Annotated in this window: 13 protein-coding genes and 1 pseudogene; 5 read left to right on the forward strand and 9 right to left on the reverse strand. The window is 40.6% G+C overall.

The window, feature by feature from the left end:
- Positions 1-278 precede the first annotated feature (278 nt).
- The 8 genes from sucD to sdhC all read right to left on the reverse strand — a co-directional run bounded on the left by sucD (position 279) and on the right by sdhC (position 9,980).
- Complete coding sequence (gene sucD / locus BHE89_RS15890; protein WP_069370096.1) at positions 279-1,148, reverse strand: succinate--CoA ligase subunit alpha; 870 nt, start codon at positions 1,146-1,148, stop codon at positions 279-281.
- A complete protein-coding gene (gene sucC, locus BHE89_RS15895; RefSeq protein WP_006537658.1) occupies positions 1,148-2,314 on the reverse strand; it encodes an ADP-forming succinate--CoA ligase subunit beta in 1,167 nt (388 codons plus the stop codon). The genes sucD and sucC overlap by 1 nt, the downstream gene beginning before the upstream one ends.
- A 161-nt stretch (positions 2,315-2,475) precedes the next feature.
- Positions 2,476-3,681 (reverse strand): 2-oxoglutarate dehydrogenase complex dihydrolipoyllysine-residue succinyltransferase, encoded by a 1,206-nt coding sequence (gene odhB / locus BHE89_RS15900; RefSeq protein ID WP_069370095.1) that lies wholly within the window; start codon positions 3,679-3,681, stop codon positions 2,476-2,478.
- Between the two features lie 13 nt (positions 3,682-3,694).
- Positions 3,695-6,499, reverse strand: a complete 2,805-nt coding sequence (gene sucA / locus BHE89_RS15905) for a 2-oxoglutarate dehydrogenase E1 component (RefSeq protein WP_069370094.1) — start codon at positions 6,497-6,499, stop codon at positions 3,695-3,697.
- Between the two features lie 245 nt (positions 6,500-6,744).
- A complete protein-coding gene (locus BHE89_RS15910; RefSeq protein ID WP_006537662.1) occupies positions 6,745-7,461 on the reverse strand; it encodes a succinate dehydrogenase iron-sulfur subunit in 717 nt (238 codons plus the stop codon).
- A 34-nt stretch (positions 7,462-7,495) separates the two neighbouring features.
- Positions 7,496-9,262 (reverse strand): succinate dehydrogenase flavoprotein subunit, encoded by a 1,767-nt coding sequence (gene sdhA / locus BHE89_RS15915; RefSeq protein ID WP_023581183.1) that lies wholly within the window; start codon positions 9,260-9,262, stop codon positions 7,496-7,498.
- Positions 9,262-9,606, reverse strand: a complete 345-nt coding sequence (gene sdhD / locus BHE89_RS15920; protein WP_006537664.1) for a succinate dehydrogenase membrane anchor subunit — start codon at positions 9,604-9,606, stop codon at positions 9,262-9,264. The genes sdhA and sdhD overlap by 1 nt, the downstream gene beginning before the upstream one ends.
- On the reverse strand, positions 9,600-9,980 hold the full coding sequence (sdhC, locus tag BHE89_RS15925; protein WP_128860624.1) for a succinate dehydrogenase cytochrome b556 subunit: 381 nt from the start codon (positions 9,978-9,980) through the stop codon (positions 9,600-9,602). The genes sdhD and sdhC overlap by 7 nt, the downstream gene beginning before the upstream one ends.
- A gap of 625 nt (positions 9,981-10,605) precedes the next feature.
- On the opposite strand from sdhC, the gene BHE89_RS15930 reads away from it, so the two are divergent.
- Positions 10,606-11,889: a citrate synthase gene (locus BHE89_RS15930; protein ID WP_069370092.1), complete on the forward strand. Its 1,284-nt coding sequence runs from the start codon at positions 10,606-10,608 to the stop codon at positions 11,887-11,889.
- 80 nt (positions 11,890-11,969) lie between these two features.
- On the opposite strand, the gene BHE89_RS15935 is transcribed toward BHE89_RS15930, so the two are convergent.
- Positions 11,970-12,731: an AraC family transcriptional regulator gene (locus BHE89_RS15935; protein WP_069370091.1), complete on the reverse strand. Its 762-nt coding sequence runs from the start codon at positions 12,729-12,731 to the stop codon at positions 11,970-11,972.
- 101 nt (positions 12,732-12,832) lie between these two features.
- On the opposite strand from BHE89_RS15935, the gene BHE89_RS15940 reads away from it, so the two are divergent.
- The 4 genes and pseudogenes from BHE89_RS15940 to BHE89_RS15955 form a co-directional block, all read left to right on the forward strand.
- Positions 12,833-13,966, forward strand: coding sequence for a multidrug effflux MFS transporter (locus tag BHE89_RS15940; protein WP_069370090.1), 1,134 nt, complete (start codon positions 12,833-12,835; stop codon positions 13,964-13,966).
- Positions 13,967-14,092: 126 nt separating this feature from the next.
- Positions 14,093-14,683, forward strand: a complete 591-nt coding sequence (locus BHE89_RS15945; protein WP_128860625.1) for a hypothetical protein — start codon at positions 14,093-14,095, stop codon at positions 14,681-14,683.
- On the forward strand, positions 14,628-14,996 hold the full coding sequence (locus tag BHE89_RS15950; protein ID WP_141008314.1) for a hypothetical protein: 369 nt from the start codon (positions 14,628-14,630) through the stop codon (positions 14,994-14,996). Before BHE89_RS15945 ends, BHE89_RS15950 begins: the two co-directional genes overlap by 56 nt.
- A 271-nt stretch (positions 14,997-15,267) precedes the next feature.
- A pseudogene (locus BHE89_RS15955) lies at positions 15,268-15,979 on the forward strand (hypothetical protein); the annotation flags it as partial.

Genomic DNA, 15,979 nt, shown 5'->3' on the forward strand with positions numbered 1-15,979 from the left:
CAGAAGATTTATGCCTGATTTACCTCATTATGTTTAAAGTTCTAGAAGAAATAAAGATAAATAAAAAAAATGAGGTTTCCCATGCAGATTCAAATTTTAAAAAAAAATGATATAAAACAATCAATTAATGGTAATTTGGGATGGTATCGATATGTTAATTACAATATTAGCTGTTGATATAGACTATTAAATAAAACTAGCAATAAAAAATGCAGCTTCTATTTTAGAAACTGGCATTTTAAATAGTATCAATCTGAAATTATTAACAGATTTGTTACTTACTTGATCAGTGATTTAATTGCTTCACCAATATCCGCTAAGCTACGCACTGTTTTAACGCCTGCAGATTCAAGGGCAGCAAATTTCTCATCCGCGGTGCCTTTACCACCCGCAATAATTGCACCCGCATGTCCCATACGTTTGCCTTTAGGTGCTGTTACACCAGCGATATAGCCGACAACTGGCTTCGTTACGTGCTCTTTGATATAAGCAGCCGCTTCTTCTTCCGCTGTCCCCCCAATCTCACCGATCATCACAATCGCTTCTGTTTGTGGATCTTCTTGGAATAGCTTCAGAATATCAATAAAGTTAGAGCCCGGAATTGGATCACCACCAATACCAACACAGGTTGATTGACCTAAACCAACGTCTGTTGTTTGCTTAACAGCTTCATAAGTTAATGTACCTGAACGAGATACAATACCGACTTTACCTGGTAAGTGAATGTGACCAGGCATAATACCAATCTTACATTCACCAGGAGTGATAACACCTGGACAGTTAGGGCCAATCATACGCACGCCAGCTTCATCTAATTTAACTTTTACCGTCAGCATATCCAACGTAGGAATACCTTCCGTAATAGTAATAATTAGTTTAATGCCCGCATCAATTGCTTCTAAGATTGAATCTTTACAAAATGGTGCGGGGACATAAATTACTGTCGCAGTTGCTCCCGTTGCTTCAACGGCTTCACGTACGGTATTGAATACAGGTAAACCTAAGTGCGTAGTACCGCCTTTACCCGGTGTCACACCACCAACCATTTTCGTACCGTAAGCAATAGCTTGCTCTGAATGGAATGTTCCTTGGCTACCAGTGAAACCTTGGCAAATGACTTTGGTATTCTTATCGATTAAAATAGACATTATTTTGCCTCCGCTGCTGCAACAACTTGTTTCGCGGCATCAGTTAAGCTTTTAGCAGCGATAATATTTAATCCACTATCTGCTAATTTTTTGGTGCCTAACTCTGCATTGTTTCCTTCAAGACGAACAACCACAGGAACATTAACGCCAACTTCTTCAACTGCGCCAATAATACCGTCTGCGATTAAGTCACAACGAACAATACCGCCAAAAATATTGACTAATACAGCACTGACATTTTCATCTGACAAAATAATCTTAAATGCTTCAGTTACGCGCTCTTTTGTTGCACCACCACCTACATCGAGGAAGTTTGCAGGCTCACCGCCATGAAGTTTAACGATATCCATTGTCCCCATCGCTAAACCAGCACCATTAACCATACAGCCAATGTTGCCATCTAATGCAACGTAGTTCAGTTCCCATTGTGCAGCTTGTGCTTCACGAGGATCTTCTTGTGAAGGATCATGCATTTCACGCATTTCTGGTTGACGATACAACGCATTACTATCTACACCTAATTTACCATCAAGACAAATTAGATCGTCTTCTTTAGTAATAACCAGTGGGTTAATTTCGATTAAAGCAAGATCGCGCTCTAAGAAAATAGAAGCTAATCCCATAAAGATTTTAGCAAATTGACTAACTTGCTTGCCTTTTAAACCCAGTTTAAATGCTAATTCTCTTCCCTGATAAGGCATAGGGCCTGTCAGTGGATCAATAATTGCGCGATGAATAAGTTCTGGCGTTTCTTCAGCCACTTTCTCAATCTCAACGCCACCTTCTGTTGAGGCCATAAAGACAACGCGGCGGGTACCACGGTCAACAACCGCACCAAGATAAAGCTCTTTAGCAATATCAGTGGCTGCTTCAACCAAAATCTGTGTAACCGGCTGACCATTAGCATCTGTTTGATAAGTGACTAAACGTTTACCTAACCATTGTTCAGCAAATGCGCGGATCTCTTCTTTAGATTTAACGACTTTTACGCCGCCCGCTTTACCACGTCCACCCGCGTGAACTTGACACTTCACGACCCAAGGGCCTTGACCGATTTTTGATGCAGCTTCTTCTGCCTCGCGCGGTGTGGTGCAGGCGAAACCAGCAGGTGCTGGTAATCCATACCGTGTGAAAAGCTGTTTTGCCTGATACTCGTGTAAATTCATGATGTTCTATCCATAATCTTGTTGAAAGTCGGGCTTTCTTATTTTTTTGACTATAAGCCAGAGAAATCTGGCTTCACGAACACACTGTACTTCTTTGATGCTTGTGACTGTTGCTAAGTAGGCAGGAGGAGCATCTCCTGCCTAAAAGCGATATTTATTACCTATACATCCAGTAATAAACGAGCTGGATCTTCTAGCATCTCTTTAACGGTTACTAAGAAACCGACAGACTCACGACCATCAATTAAACGGTGGTCATAAGACAGAGCCAGATACATCATTGGTAGAATAACAACCTGACCATCAACTGCCATTGGACGATCTTTAATTGCATGCATTCCTAAAATGGCACTTTGTGGTGGGTTGATAATTGGAGTTGACATTAATGAACCGAAAACACCACCATTTGTAATAGTGAAGTTACCCCCTGTTAAGTCTTCAACAGTCAACTTACCATCACGACCTTTTACAGCTAATGCTTTGATGTTTTTCTCAATATCTGCCATGCTCATTGCATCCGCATCGCGTAATACTGGTGTTACCAGACCACGCGGTGTTGATACTGCAATACTGATATCGAAGTAGTTGTGATAAACCACATCAGTACCATCGATAGAAGCATTGACTTCTGGATAGCGTTTCAGCGCTTCAACAACGGCTTTAATATAGAAAGACATAAAGCCTAAACGTACACCGTGGCGTTTTTCGAATGCTTCACCATACTGAGCACGTAAATCTTTGATTGGTTGCATGTTGATTTCGTTAAACGTTGTCAACATTGCAGTGGTATTTTTCGCCTCTAATAAGCGTTCTGCGACACGTTTACGTAAACGTGTCATTGGTACACGTTTTTCGCTACGATGAGATAACAGTGCTTGAGGCGCTTCGGCTACCGGTTGTGCCGTTGATTTATTCGCTACATGACCTTCGATATCTTGACGAGTTAAACGTCCACCGACACCACTACCTTTCACATCTGCAGGGTTAATATCGTGTTCAGCCACTAAGCGACGTGCTGTTGGACTTAGCGCATCATTATTGCCTTTTTCAGCAATATCAGCATGTTGACGCTGTGCTGGAGTGCTATCTTGAGCAGGTTTCACATCAGCAGGAATACCAGTGCTATCACCTAAACGAATACGACCTAGTAATTGGCGTGAACCAACAGTAGCGCCCTCTTCTTCAAGAATGCTTTCTAAAACGCCAGCTTCACTTGCAGGTACTTCTAAAACAACTTTGTCTGTTTCGATTTCAACCAGCACTTCATCGCGTTGAATGCTATCACCAGGTTTTTTATGCCAAGTTGCGACCGATGCGTCAGCAACTGATTCAGGGAGATCCGGTACTAGAATATCTACACTACTCATTTTCTATCCTTATTTATTCAACTTTCAGTGCGTCTTCAACCAGAGCTTTTTGTTGCTCCTGATGAACAGAGGTATAACCAACTGCTGGAGAGGCTGATGCAGGACGTCCTGCATAACGTAATGTTGCGCCTGCTGGAATAGCATCACGGAAGTTATGCTGACTACAGTACCAAGCACCTTGATTCAGGGGCTCTTCTTGACACCAAATAAACTCTTTGACATGAGCATAAGGTGCGAGAATTTGCGCAATATCTTCGTGTGGGAATGGATACAGTTGTTCGATACGAATAATGGCAACGTTGTTTTGCTCATTAGCGCGACGTTGTTCTAATAAATCGTAGTAAACCTTACCGGAACACATCACAACACGTTTCACATCAGCAGGTTTTAAATCATCGATTTCACCAATAACAGGTAAGAATTTACCATTTGCTAATTCATCCAGCTCAGAAACCGCTAATGGATGACGTAACAGTGATTTTGGTGACATTACGATAAGTGGGCGACGCATACCACGTAACGCTTGACGGCGTAACATATGGTAAACCTGAGCCGGCGTTGATGGCACACAAACCTGCATGTTTTGTTCTGCACACAGTTGCAGATAACGTTCTAAACGGGCAGAGGAGTGCTCTGGACCTTGGCCTTCATAACCGTGTGGTAACAACATAACTAAACCACACATACGGCCCCATTTTTGCTCACCCGAGCTAATAAATTGGTCGATAACCACTTGAGCTACGTTTGCGAAGTCACCAAATTGGGCTTCCCAAATTGTTAAACCGCGAGGTTCTGTTGTGGCATAACCATATTCAAATGCAAGTACAGCTTCTTCTGTTAATACAGAGTCCCAGACATTAAATTGTCCTTGAGCATTGTGAATATTAGCTAATGGTACATAAACAGAGCCATTTGTTTGGTTATGAATAACGGCATGACGGTGGAAGAATGTACCACGTCCCGCATCTTCACCAGAAAGGCGAATGGCGATACCTTGGTCAACTAAAGTCGCATATGCCAATGTTTCTGCTGCCCCCCAGTCGAGTAATTTCTCACCTTCTGCCATAACAGCACGGTCAGCATAAATTTTCTCAACACGAGACTGCATCACGATTTCTGAAGGAACGGTACTCACACGACGCGCTAAATCTTGTAAACGCGTTTTCTCTACTTTATGTGGATACTCTTCATTCCATTCGTGATTTAAGTATGGTTCCCATGTGTAAGAATGCAGACCCATTGGGCGGTATTCTTCAACAACACAATCCCCACGATCCAACGCATCACGATAGAGGTTGACCAGTTCTGTCACATCATTAGCATCAAGCAACGATTGAGCAACCAATTTATCCGCATAAATTTTACGTGGTGTTGGATGTTTTTTGATTTTTTGATACATCAGAGGTTGAGTCGCATTTGGCTCATCCGCTTCGTTGTGACCATGACGACGGTAACACACGAGATCAATCATGACATCGCGTTTAAACGTATTACGGAAATCCAATGCTAAGCGAGTAACAAAAGCGACCGCTTCAGGATCATCTGCATTAACGTGGAAAATCGGTGCCTGAACCATTTTCACAATATCAGTACAGTATTGTGTTGAACGGGCATCTTTTGGATTGGAAGTCGTAAAACCAACTTGGTTATTGATAACAATACGAACGGTACCACCAACTTCATAACCACGCGCCTGAGACATGTTTAGGGTTTCTTGCACAACACCTTGACCAGTCACAGCCGCATCACCATGAATAGTGATAGGAAGAACCATATTGCTACGCGCTTCATCTAAACGATCACGACGAGCACGAACAGAGCCGATAACAACAGGGCTAACTATCTCTAGGTGAGATGGGTTAAAAGCTAATGCGAGGTGAACTTGCGCACCTTCAGTCGCAAAATCAGATGAGAAACCTTGGTGATATTTAACGTCACCCGTTCCCAAATGTTCTTTATGAATACCCGCAAATTCATCAAATAAATCCGCTGGTTTTTTACCTAGGATATTAACCAGAACGTTTAAACGTCCACGGTGTGCCATACCAAGAACCACTTCACGAGTGTCTTGTTTACCTGCATGGCGAATTAAATCTTTTAACATCGGAATTAATGCATCACCACCTTCTAAAGAGAAGCGTTTTGCACCAGGGAATTTCGCACCTAAATAGCGCTCTAAACCTTCAGCTGCGGTTAGCTCTGTCAGGAAGCGTAACTTTTCTTCTTTAGTGAATTGGTCTGCAACATTCACTGATTCTAAACGTTGTTGTATCCAACGTTTTTCCTCAGTATTAGTGATATGCATATATTCAGCGCCGATTGAACCACAGTAAATGCGTTTCAGTGCTTCATATAAATCACCTAATTTCATTGTTTCTTTGCCGATAGCAAAAGAACCAACGTTAAAGGTTTCTTCAAAGTCTTCTTTAGTTAGATTATGGAAAGCAGGATCTAAATCTGGAACAGATTCTTGTTTCCATAAACCAAGCGGATCGAGATTAGCATTTTGGTGACCACGGAAACGGAAGGCATTGATGAGCTGCAAAACTTTAACTTGTTTTGAGTCCATTGCCGGATCGCTTACCGAGGTATGATATCGAGTGGATTCTTTTGCGAGGCGTCTGAAGTAGTCGCGGGTTTGAGAATGCGACTGTTCTATGCCTTGACTTGCGGGCAGTTGTTGAAAAATCTCTCTCCAACTTTCGTCAACAGAGTTTGGGTCAGTTAGGTAATCTTCATAGATATCTTCTATGTAAGACTGATTCTCTCCTGCTAGAAAGGTTGATTCTAGCCAGTCCTTCATTGCGCCGTTCTGCATTATGATCCCTTAAGCTATACAGCTTTAGTTCGCCGTGGATAACTAATACCGTGATTAAACGGTGTCGATTGCAAGGTTCTCTTATGACCCGCTATCTCGCAGGTTCTTTAAATATGGAGCTTTAGCTCTCAAGGAACCTTTAAGCACTGTCTTACAGTGGTTAAAGGTGCCTTACTATTTTTACCGCAAACGTCTAACTTAGCTTTTCCATTAACCGCCCTAACTATTTTAGGGCGGTTATTATTTTATGCACTACGTTTTAACAACATTGACTTAATATGACCAATCGCTTTTGTTGGATTAAGTCCTTTAGGACATACGCTGACACAGTTCATGATGCCATGACAACGGAACACACTGAACGCATCATTAAGATCATCAAGACGAGATTCAGTTTCTGTATCTCGACTATCAATCAAGAAACGATAAGCCGCTAACAATCCTGCTGGCCCGATAAACTTATCTGGATTCCACCAGAATGACGGGCAAGAGGTTGAACAACAAGCACAAAGGATACAATCATAGAGTCCATCAAGCTTTTCACGCTGTTCGGGTGACTGTAAGTTCTCACGAGCAGGAGGATTTTTGCCATTATTAATTAAATACGGACGAATTTTCTCATACTGTGTATAGAACTGAGTCATATCCACTATTAAATCACGAATTACTGGTAAACCGGGTAACGGTCTGATCACAATTTTCTTACTTCCTTTCTGTAAAGATGAAATAGGTGTGATACAAGCCAAACCATTTTTACCATTCATGTTCACGCCATCAGAGCCGCAAACACCTTCACGACAAGAACGACGGAACGATAAGGTAGGATCTTTTTCCTTTAATTGAATTAATGCATCCAACAGCATCATGTCACGCCCTTCAGGCACTTCGAGGGTGTAATCTTGCATATGCGGCGCATTATCAACGTCGGGATTGTAACGATAAATCGAAAATTCAAGTTTCATATTTAAGTCTCCGCAACTTCAATAACACCGCTAATTAATAGGTACGCACTTTTGGTGGGAAGGCTTCACGCAGTTTCGGCTGCATGTTGACTTCACGTCGTGTCATTGTTTCGGTTTGCGGTTGATATAATGTATGGCATAACCAGTTAGCATCATCACGCTCTGGGAAATCGAAACGGCTATGAGCTCCACGGCTTTCTGTACGGAAGTTTGCCGATACTGCTGTGGCATAAGCCGTTTCCATCAAGTTATCTAATTCTAAGCATTCAATACGCTGTGTATTAAACTCACTTGAATTATCATCCAGTCTTGCATTTTGTAAGCGCTCACGGATAACTTTCAGTTCTTCTAAGCCTTTTGCCATTGCATCGCCTTCACGGAATACCGAGAAGTTATGTTGCATACAAGATTGCAGTGCTTTACGGATTTCAACAGGATCTTCACCAGAACGGTTGTTTTCCCAGCGATTTAAACGAGTTAAAGCGGCTTCAACATCAGAATCGCTCGCATCACGCATTGTGCCTTGTTCCATCAATGACTCTTTTAAGTGAACGCCAGCTGAACGACCAAATACAACGAGGTCTAACAGTGAGTTACCACCTAAGCGGTTTGCACCGTGAACAGATACACAAGCGATTTCACCGACTGCGAACAGTCCAGGGATCACAACATCTTCGCCCTTCTCGTTTACACGAATAGCTTGCCCCGTCACTTTTGTTGGGATCCCTCCCATCATATAGTGACAAGTAGGTATAACAGGAATGGGTTCTTTAACTGGATCAACGTGTGCGAACGTACGAGATAGATCAAGAATACCTGGTAAACGTGATTCAAGGACTTCTTTACCCAGATGATCGAGTTTCAATTTCGCATGTGGACCCCAAGGGCCATCACAACCACGACCTTCACGAATTTCAATCATAATAGAACGCGCAACCACATCGCGACCCGCAAGGTCTTTGGCATTTGGTGCATAGCGTTCCATAAAGCGTTCACCGTCTTTATTCAACAGATATCCGCCTTCACCACGACAACCTTCTGTCACTAATACGCCAGCCCCTGCAATACCCGTTGGGTGGAATTGCCACATTTCCATATCTTGCAGAGGAACACCAGCACGAACGGCCATCCCCACACCATCACCAGTGTTGATATGCGCATTTGTGGTCGATTGGTAAATACGACCGGCACCACCTGTCGCTAAAATTGTCGCATTTGCTTTGAAATAAACGACTTCACCTGTTTCGATACAAATTGCAGTACAACCGACAATATCGCCATCTTGGTTTTTCACGAGATCCAGTGAATACCACTCTGAAAAAATAGTGGTGTGGTTTTTTAAATTTTGCTGATAAAGGGTATGCAGTAATGCGTGCCCAGTACGGTCAGCAGCAGCGGCTGTACGAGCGGCTTGTTCGCCACCAAAATTTTTTGACTGGCCACCGAATGGACGCTGATAAATACGACCATCATCTAGGCGAGAAAATGGGAGCCCCATATGTTCCAGCTCTAAAATTGCTTCAGGGCCGGTTTTACACATATATTCGATAGCGTCTTGGTCACCAATATAGTCGGAACCTTTTACTGTATCGTACATGTGCCATTCCCAGTTATCCTCATGGGTATTACCCAGAGCAACAGTAATACCACCTTGAGCGGAAACAGTATGTGAACGAGTAGGAAAAACTTTAGAAATCAGTGCACAAGACAGACCCATTTGAGAAATCTGTAAAGCGGCACGCATACCAGCACCACCAGCACCAATAACAACAGCATCAAACTCTCTTACTGGCAAATTCATTACACACCCCACACCACAATTGTTCCATAAATAAGATAAACCAACAGCGCAACAACAATAATCAGTTGTAAAGTCAGGCGTAATGCCAGCGGTTTAATATAGTCCGTTAACACTTGCCACATTCCGATCCACGCGTGAATAAGAATAGAAAGCAGGGTCAATATGGTGAACACTTTGGTTAAGGATGAGCTAAAGAACCCACGCCATACCTCATAGGTTATTTCTGTTGTAGCAATAAATCCCACAAGATAAAGAACATATAAAACGATAATAATGGCTGAGGCACGAAGGAATAACCAATCCTGTATGCCAGTACGGCCTAAAGTAGAAGAATTACTTACCATACTAATACCCCCGCCAATATTGATAAAATAACGGTAATAACCATTGATGCAGCCGCAGATTTGCGCCCCACAATCAAGGTTTCATCAATAAAGCCGAAGTCCATTAACATATGACGAATACCACCACAAATGTGATACGCCAATGCTGTTAGGATGCCCCACAAAATAAATTTCGCGAAGAAGCCAGTCATAATTTCAGCGGCTTGCTGAAAACCTTCAGGAGAAGAGAGAGAGGTGCCAAGTAACCACAGTAAGATGCCCACTGCGACTAACATGATAACCCCAGAGACACGATGCAAGATCGATGCGATAGCAGGGAGTGGAAACTGTATCGTCTGTAAATCCAGATTGACAGGTCTTTGTTTTTTCACAATTTATGCCCACACAGCTTTTATAATTTTTCCTTCCTCCGGACCTGGATGGAAATCAAACAGCGAATGGGGTACAAAGGCACATCTTAAGTAAAATGTTAAATCCGTCTATTTTACAAAAAGTGTGGATTCGTTACGCTGGTTCTCCATACAACAAAGGTTCCGGAGACCTGCGCGCAGTATAAGTGCTTCACAAAATTATTACAATTACCACACAACTTGTGTGCCCGACATTTGCCTCGAACAGTGAGAGGGATCACTATTTAATACATCGGATGCAAAAATGATTAGCATTTTTGACACATGCACAACATTTTAATTACATTTACTGCATTATTTTAATGTTTATGTTTTTTTTTGTGCGCAAACACGCTTCCAGAAACTTCAAACTTATGTAAAAGTGATAGCAGTACTAATTCTAAGTGCATTGCATAAAAAAGCACCTAAAAAAAACATAACATCAAAAGCTCCTTAACATAAGTGACACACTATAGACGTAGACATTACGGGCATTAAATAAAACTCAGCTAGGTGCCTTATATCAACTATAGTTTCACTATCGAAGTGCATCTTTATGAAGATACCCTCGACTTTGTTAGGAGACATATAAGCGCTAAGGAGATTATAAATGGCTGATAACAAAGCTAAGCTAACGATTGCTGAAACATCTGTAGACTTGGACGTTCTATCCCCTACACTCGGTTCCAAAGTTATTGATATTCGTACTCTCGGCTCCAAAGGTTATTACACCTATGATCCCGGCTTTACCTCAACCGCTTCTTGTGAATCGAAAATTACCTATATCGACGGTAATAACGGTATTTTACTGCACCGCGGTTTCCCTATTGGACAATTAGCCACTGAGTCAACCTACTTAGAAGTCTGTTATATCTTGCTTTATGGAGAAGCACCGACCCAAGAGCAATACGATAAATTTAAAACAACCGTCACTCGCCATACCATGATCCATGAACAAATCACTCGCCTGTTCCATGGTTTCCGTCGTGACTCACACCCAATGGCGGTACTTTGTGGTGTGACAGGGGCTTTAGCTGCGTTTTACCATGATGCGCTTGATGTATCTAATCCTGTTCACCGTGATATTACTGCATATCGTTTACTGTCTAAGATGCCTACTGTTGCAGCAATGTGTTACAAGTACTCCATTGGACAACCTTTCGTTTACCCAAGAAACGACCTGTCCTATGCGGGTAACTTCCTACATATGATGTTTGCCACACCTTGTGAAGAATACGTGGTTAACCCTGTTCTTGAACGTGCGATGGATAGGATCTTTATTCTCCATGCTGATCATGAACAAAATGCCTCAACATCTACTGTACGTACTGCGGGCTCTTCGGGTGCAAATCCATTTGCCTGTATTGCTGCGGGTATTGCTTCACTATGGGGACCTGCTCATGGTGGTGCTAACGAAGCTTGTTTACGTATGTTGGAAGAGATCAAAACGGTTGAACACATTCCTGAATTTATTAAACGCGCAAAAGATAAAAATGACTCCTTCCGTTTAATGGGCTTTGGTCACCGTGTTTACAAAAACTATGATCCTCGTGCAACAGTCATGCGTGAAACCTGTCATGAAGTGTTAAAAGAATTAAACCTCAATGACAGCTTACTTGAAGTGGCAATGGAATTAGAACGTATTGCTCTAAACGATCCGTACTTTATTGAGAAAAAACTGTACCCTAACGTTGACTTCTACTCTGGTATTATCCTTAAAGCGCTAGGTATTCCATCTAATATGTTCACTGTTATTTTTGCTATTGCACGTACAATTGGCTGGATTGCTCACTGGAATGAAATGCACGAAGACGGCCTGAAAATTGCGCGTCCTCGTCAGCTTTATACGGGATATAATGAGCGCAATTTCAAAAGTGAAATTAAAAAGAAATAATTGATTTCTATTAATGATTTCGCTTACTAAGCCCCGTTTAAATCGGGGCTTTATGTTTTAAACTTGTCAATAAAATCCAATCAGCTTTTCAAATATTCTTGCGGTGTTTGCCCTGTCATTTTTTTGAAAAAGGTAATAAAGGCACTGTCACTGGCAAATCCTAATATCTGGCTAATATCAATATAGCGATGATGGGTAGCTAATAATTCAATGGCTTTCATTAATCGCCATTGTTGGCGCCATTGTTGATAGCTCAGTCCTGTTTCTTTGTAAAATAAACGTGTGATCGTTTTTTCACTCGCCCCCACATACTTCGCCATTTCTTGTAATGCTGGTGGCAAATCATCAAAGGATAAACGACTTAACCGTCTATCTTTAGGCATAAATAAATGATTATGTTGCCGCGGGGCCTGAGCGATTTCATCAAAAAAAACAGCCAATAAATTGGCGTAGCGACCTTCTTCCCACTGAGTATCAAAATCAGCAATAGAAATTCGTTCTAATATTTCTCGTAAAAGAGGTGAAATCGTTAAGATCTCACTGTCATTGGGAAAATTATCATGAAATTCTTCACTAATATAAACTGAACGATATCCAACAGAAGCATACATTTCGACTCGATGCTCAACTCTCGGGGGGATCCACGCAATCCTCATGGGAGGTAACACAGAAACGCGGGAAGCCAAAGTAATTCGCATACACCCTGACTGTGTAAATAATAACTGCCCGCGATCATGAGAATGAAATCCTGAGTCGTGCTTTCCCATTTCTGCCGCAATACCAACGACTGATGCAAGATGCTCTTCTGGCACAAAGTGGTCGTATTGATTAAGCCAAGCCATCACTTGTCCTATTTGAAAAATAATATGTCTTTATGTTTATGACAAGACATTCATTATCTCTGTATTCTGTCCATCAAGATTTAAGGATGTAGGATAAAAAGATGAACAAAAAACTCTCTTTATGGTTAGCAATTGCGTTAATGATGTTTCCACAAATTGCAGAAACCATTTATAGCCCAGCACTGACCGATATTGCAAACGGCTTTCATGTCAGTGCAAACGAGGCTGGACAAACACTTTCGCTCTATTTCTTTGCGTTTGCATTGGGCGTCATTATATGGGGTCGATTATGTGATGTCATTGGTCGTCGTCCGACAATGTTAGCTGGACTGTTTATTTATGCTATTGCCTGTCTTGGCGTTTTTATGACACAAGATTTTTCAGTCTTACTTGGATTGCGTATGCTTTCTGCTTTTGGCGCTGCGGTAGGCTCAGTCGGCACACAAACCATTATGCGAGATGTGTATAGTGGTGATGAATTGGCTAAAGTTTTCTCTGTTATGGGAGCGGCTATCGCTCTAAGTCCCGCTATTGGGATGTTAAGCGGTTCATTATTAGTAAGTTATGCTGGTTACCAAGGTGTATTTAGTGGCCTTGCCTTTCTTGCTGTGATTTTACTGCTATGGAGTACTTTTGCGTTACCTGAAAGTCGCCCTGAAACCGTAAAAACAGCGCCATTAGGAGAAACAGCAATAACCATGCTTAAAGATAAGCAAATTGCGAAAACAGTATTATTAATTGCCTTTTTTAATATCAGCCTTTTTGCTTATTATCAGTTAGCACCTTTTATGTTTGATCAACAAGGTTATAGCGCCAGTACTTTTGGTTATAGCGGTATTGCATTGGCAATTGGTGTTGGTATTGGCTCTTATATTAATAAAGCACTATTAAACCATCATTGGTCATGTGAAAAATTAGTTTTACTTGCAAGTGTTATTGCATTAGCCAGTGCCATAGGAGTTTATTTATTACGTAACCACATTAGCTTTATTATTCCAATGATAACAAGTGTTGTTGCTTATGGCATTGCTATTCCAAATATCTTAGCCACAGCATTAACACAATATAAAGATCGTTTAGGCACTGCGGGTGCATTATTAGGCTTATTCTACTATTTGTTAATTGGTGGTGGGCTTGCACTTGCAGGATGGGGACAAAGTTTAGCCATTACTTTGCTGATTTGTAGTTTAGGTTCATTGCTACTCTCTTTTTCTCATCAAACAACAAAGTCGTAAACCTAACTGCGCTTCTTAAATTTATTAGGAAGCGCTTTTTATTTTACTATTTTTATATAAACTTTAGAAGGAGCGACATCAACAAATTAAAAATAAATAAGGATAAAAATGGCAAATGGAATCAGTGTGTCACAAAATAAATTAGACAAAAAACTAGCACAATTTAGTAATAAAAATAATATTTATCCCATTGAAATACCAGAATTAATTCAATTAAAAGACACGCCGCTACCTGATAGTGCATATAAGATAATTATCACCTCATATCATGCACTATTAAAAGAAATGCAGCAAAAAGCAATTGAAGAGAAAAAATGGAATAAACACTCCTCATTTGTATATAAAGATGCTCAAGAAACTTATGACATCTTTTCTCAATATAATGAAAGCCATTTAGGACATATTTTCACTCAACTTAATGCCAGTAACGGTATTTTAAATAAGTTTGATCGTGAAATTATCATGTATGAAAATTGTCTTTCAAATTTACCTGAATTCACCCTTTTTCACCTTATTCGCACATTGGATAACAATCCTTCATCGAAATATATTTCCAGTTATACTATTAACAACTATGGTTCAGCCCATATTTTTAAACATATCGAATTACGTCATATTGAAGAAATTCTGATCCAACGAAATTACCCTAATGCTTCACGTATTGTTGCTGACTTTTTTTCTTGGGCAACACGGTATAGAAAATTTCTCACGACCTGAACAAATCTGGCCTTTTTATTACCAACACCCTGAATATATTGCTGAAGCATTAAAACTCATCCCGAATCAAGGAAGTAGTGAGAGCGATGAATTTAGCCTTGATAATGCCCTTCGTGTGCTAAAAACCTACCCTATTATTCCATCCCAATTTGTTCCTAAAATATTACAATTGGCTTTAGGTGATACACAAAGTTATCGCGTTGATGCACAAAAACTAATTGAAAAACTTCCAGAGCCTCACTTATTTATTCAAGAAGGTCTAACATCAAAGAAAAAAAAATGCCCGAATTATTGCAATAAATTGGCTCATTGAACTCAATAATCATGATGCTGTTCCAGCACTGATTGACTTATTAAAGACAGAAAATGACGAAATTGTACGTACGCTTTTAATTACTGCGCTAGAACATTTTGATGAAGATATTGCAGATTTTCTCGATCCACTTACCTTACTCGCAGAAGCAGAAATTGGCTTAAAAAATAAGATCCCCGATAATTTATCTTGGTTTGATTTTAATACCATACCTCAACTGACTTGGAAAAATGATAAAGCTGTTGAACCTAAAATTATTCAATGGTGGATAGTGTTAGCGGTAAAATTAAAACTTCCGACAGGTAATACGTTATTACATCGCTATATCAATTTACTTTCTTTGAAAAGCCAACAAACTCTTGCTCAATTTTTGTTAATTAAATTTATTACGCAAGATGTTGATACACCATCAGAAAATAAAATTTATCTAAGCTCAGGGTTATCTTATTCTGCACCTATGTCAGCAATTAAAGAAAAAGGCATGTTAGGGCTTATCTTTCCCATTGAAGGTTATATTGCAGTACCTTTATTACGAAATTATATGCGCGACCATTACGAACGCAGAGCACAAATAGAGGCAATGATTGAGGCTATTGGCGCAAGTAACGATCCGATTATTATTCAATTTTTACTCTCTATTTCACGCCGTTATCGGGCAGCCTCTATTCAAGCTAAAGCACGACAATTAATTACCCAAATAGCACAACGTAATAATTGGACTGAAGATGAACTGGCGGATAGAACCATACCAACAGCAGGGCTTGATGATTCTGGAGTACTGACTTTAGATTATGGCGAACGCACATTTACAGCAAAAATTAACGATAAACTGCAATTTGTCCTATTTAATACTGAAGGGAAAGTAATAAAAGCGTTGCCAGCACCTTTAGATTATGGCGAACGCACATTTACAGCAAAAATTAACGATAAACTGCAATTTGTCCTATTTAATACTGAAGGGAAAGTAATAAAAGCGTTGCCAG

This window comes from Shigella sp. FC1967 (genome assembly GCF_001743005.1).
GTDB lineage: Bacteria > Pseudomonadota > Gammaproteobacteria > Enterobacterales > Enterobacteriaceae > Proteus.

Coding starts and splice junctions, on each gene's coding strand:
- sucA (WP_069370094.1), bottom strand. CDS start 6,499: ATGCAGAACGGCGCAATGAAGGACTGGCTAGAATCAACCTTTCTAGCA.
- sucD (WP_069370096.1), bottom strand. CDS start 1,148: ATGTCTATTTTAATCGATAAGAATACCAAAGTCATTTGCCAAGGTTTC.
- BHE89_RS15930 (WP_069370092.1), top strand. CDS start 10,606: ATGGCTGATAACAAAGCTAAGCTAACGATTGCTGAAACATCTGTAGAC.
- sdhA (WP_023581183.1), bottom strand. CDS start 9,262: ATGAATTTGCCAGTAAGAGAGTTTGATGCTGTTGTTATTGGTGCTGGT.
- sucC (WP_006537658.1), bottom strand. CDS start 2,314: ATGAATTTACACGAGTATCAGGCAAAACAGCTTTTCACACGGTATGGA.
- BHE89_RS15910 (WP_006537662.1), bottom strand. CDS start 7,461: ATGAAACTTGAATTTTCGATTTATCGTTACAATCCCGACGTTGATAAT.
- sdhD (WP_006537664.1), bottom strand. CDS start 9,606: ATGGTAAGTAATTCTTCTACTTTAGGCCGTACTGGCATACAGGATTGG.
- odhB (WP_069370095.1), bottom strand. CDS start 3,681: ATGAGTAGTGTAGATATTCTAGTACCGGATCTCCCTGAATCAGTTGCT.
- BHE89_RS15935 (WP_069370091.1), bottom strand. CDS start 12,731: ATGGCTTGGCTTAATCAATACGACCACTTTGTGCCAGAAGAGCATCTT.
- BHE89_RS15940 (WP_069370090.1), top strand. CDS start 12,833: ATGAACAAAAAACTCTCTTTATGGTTAGCAATTGCGTTAATGATGTTT.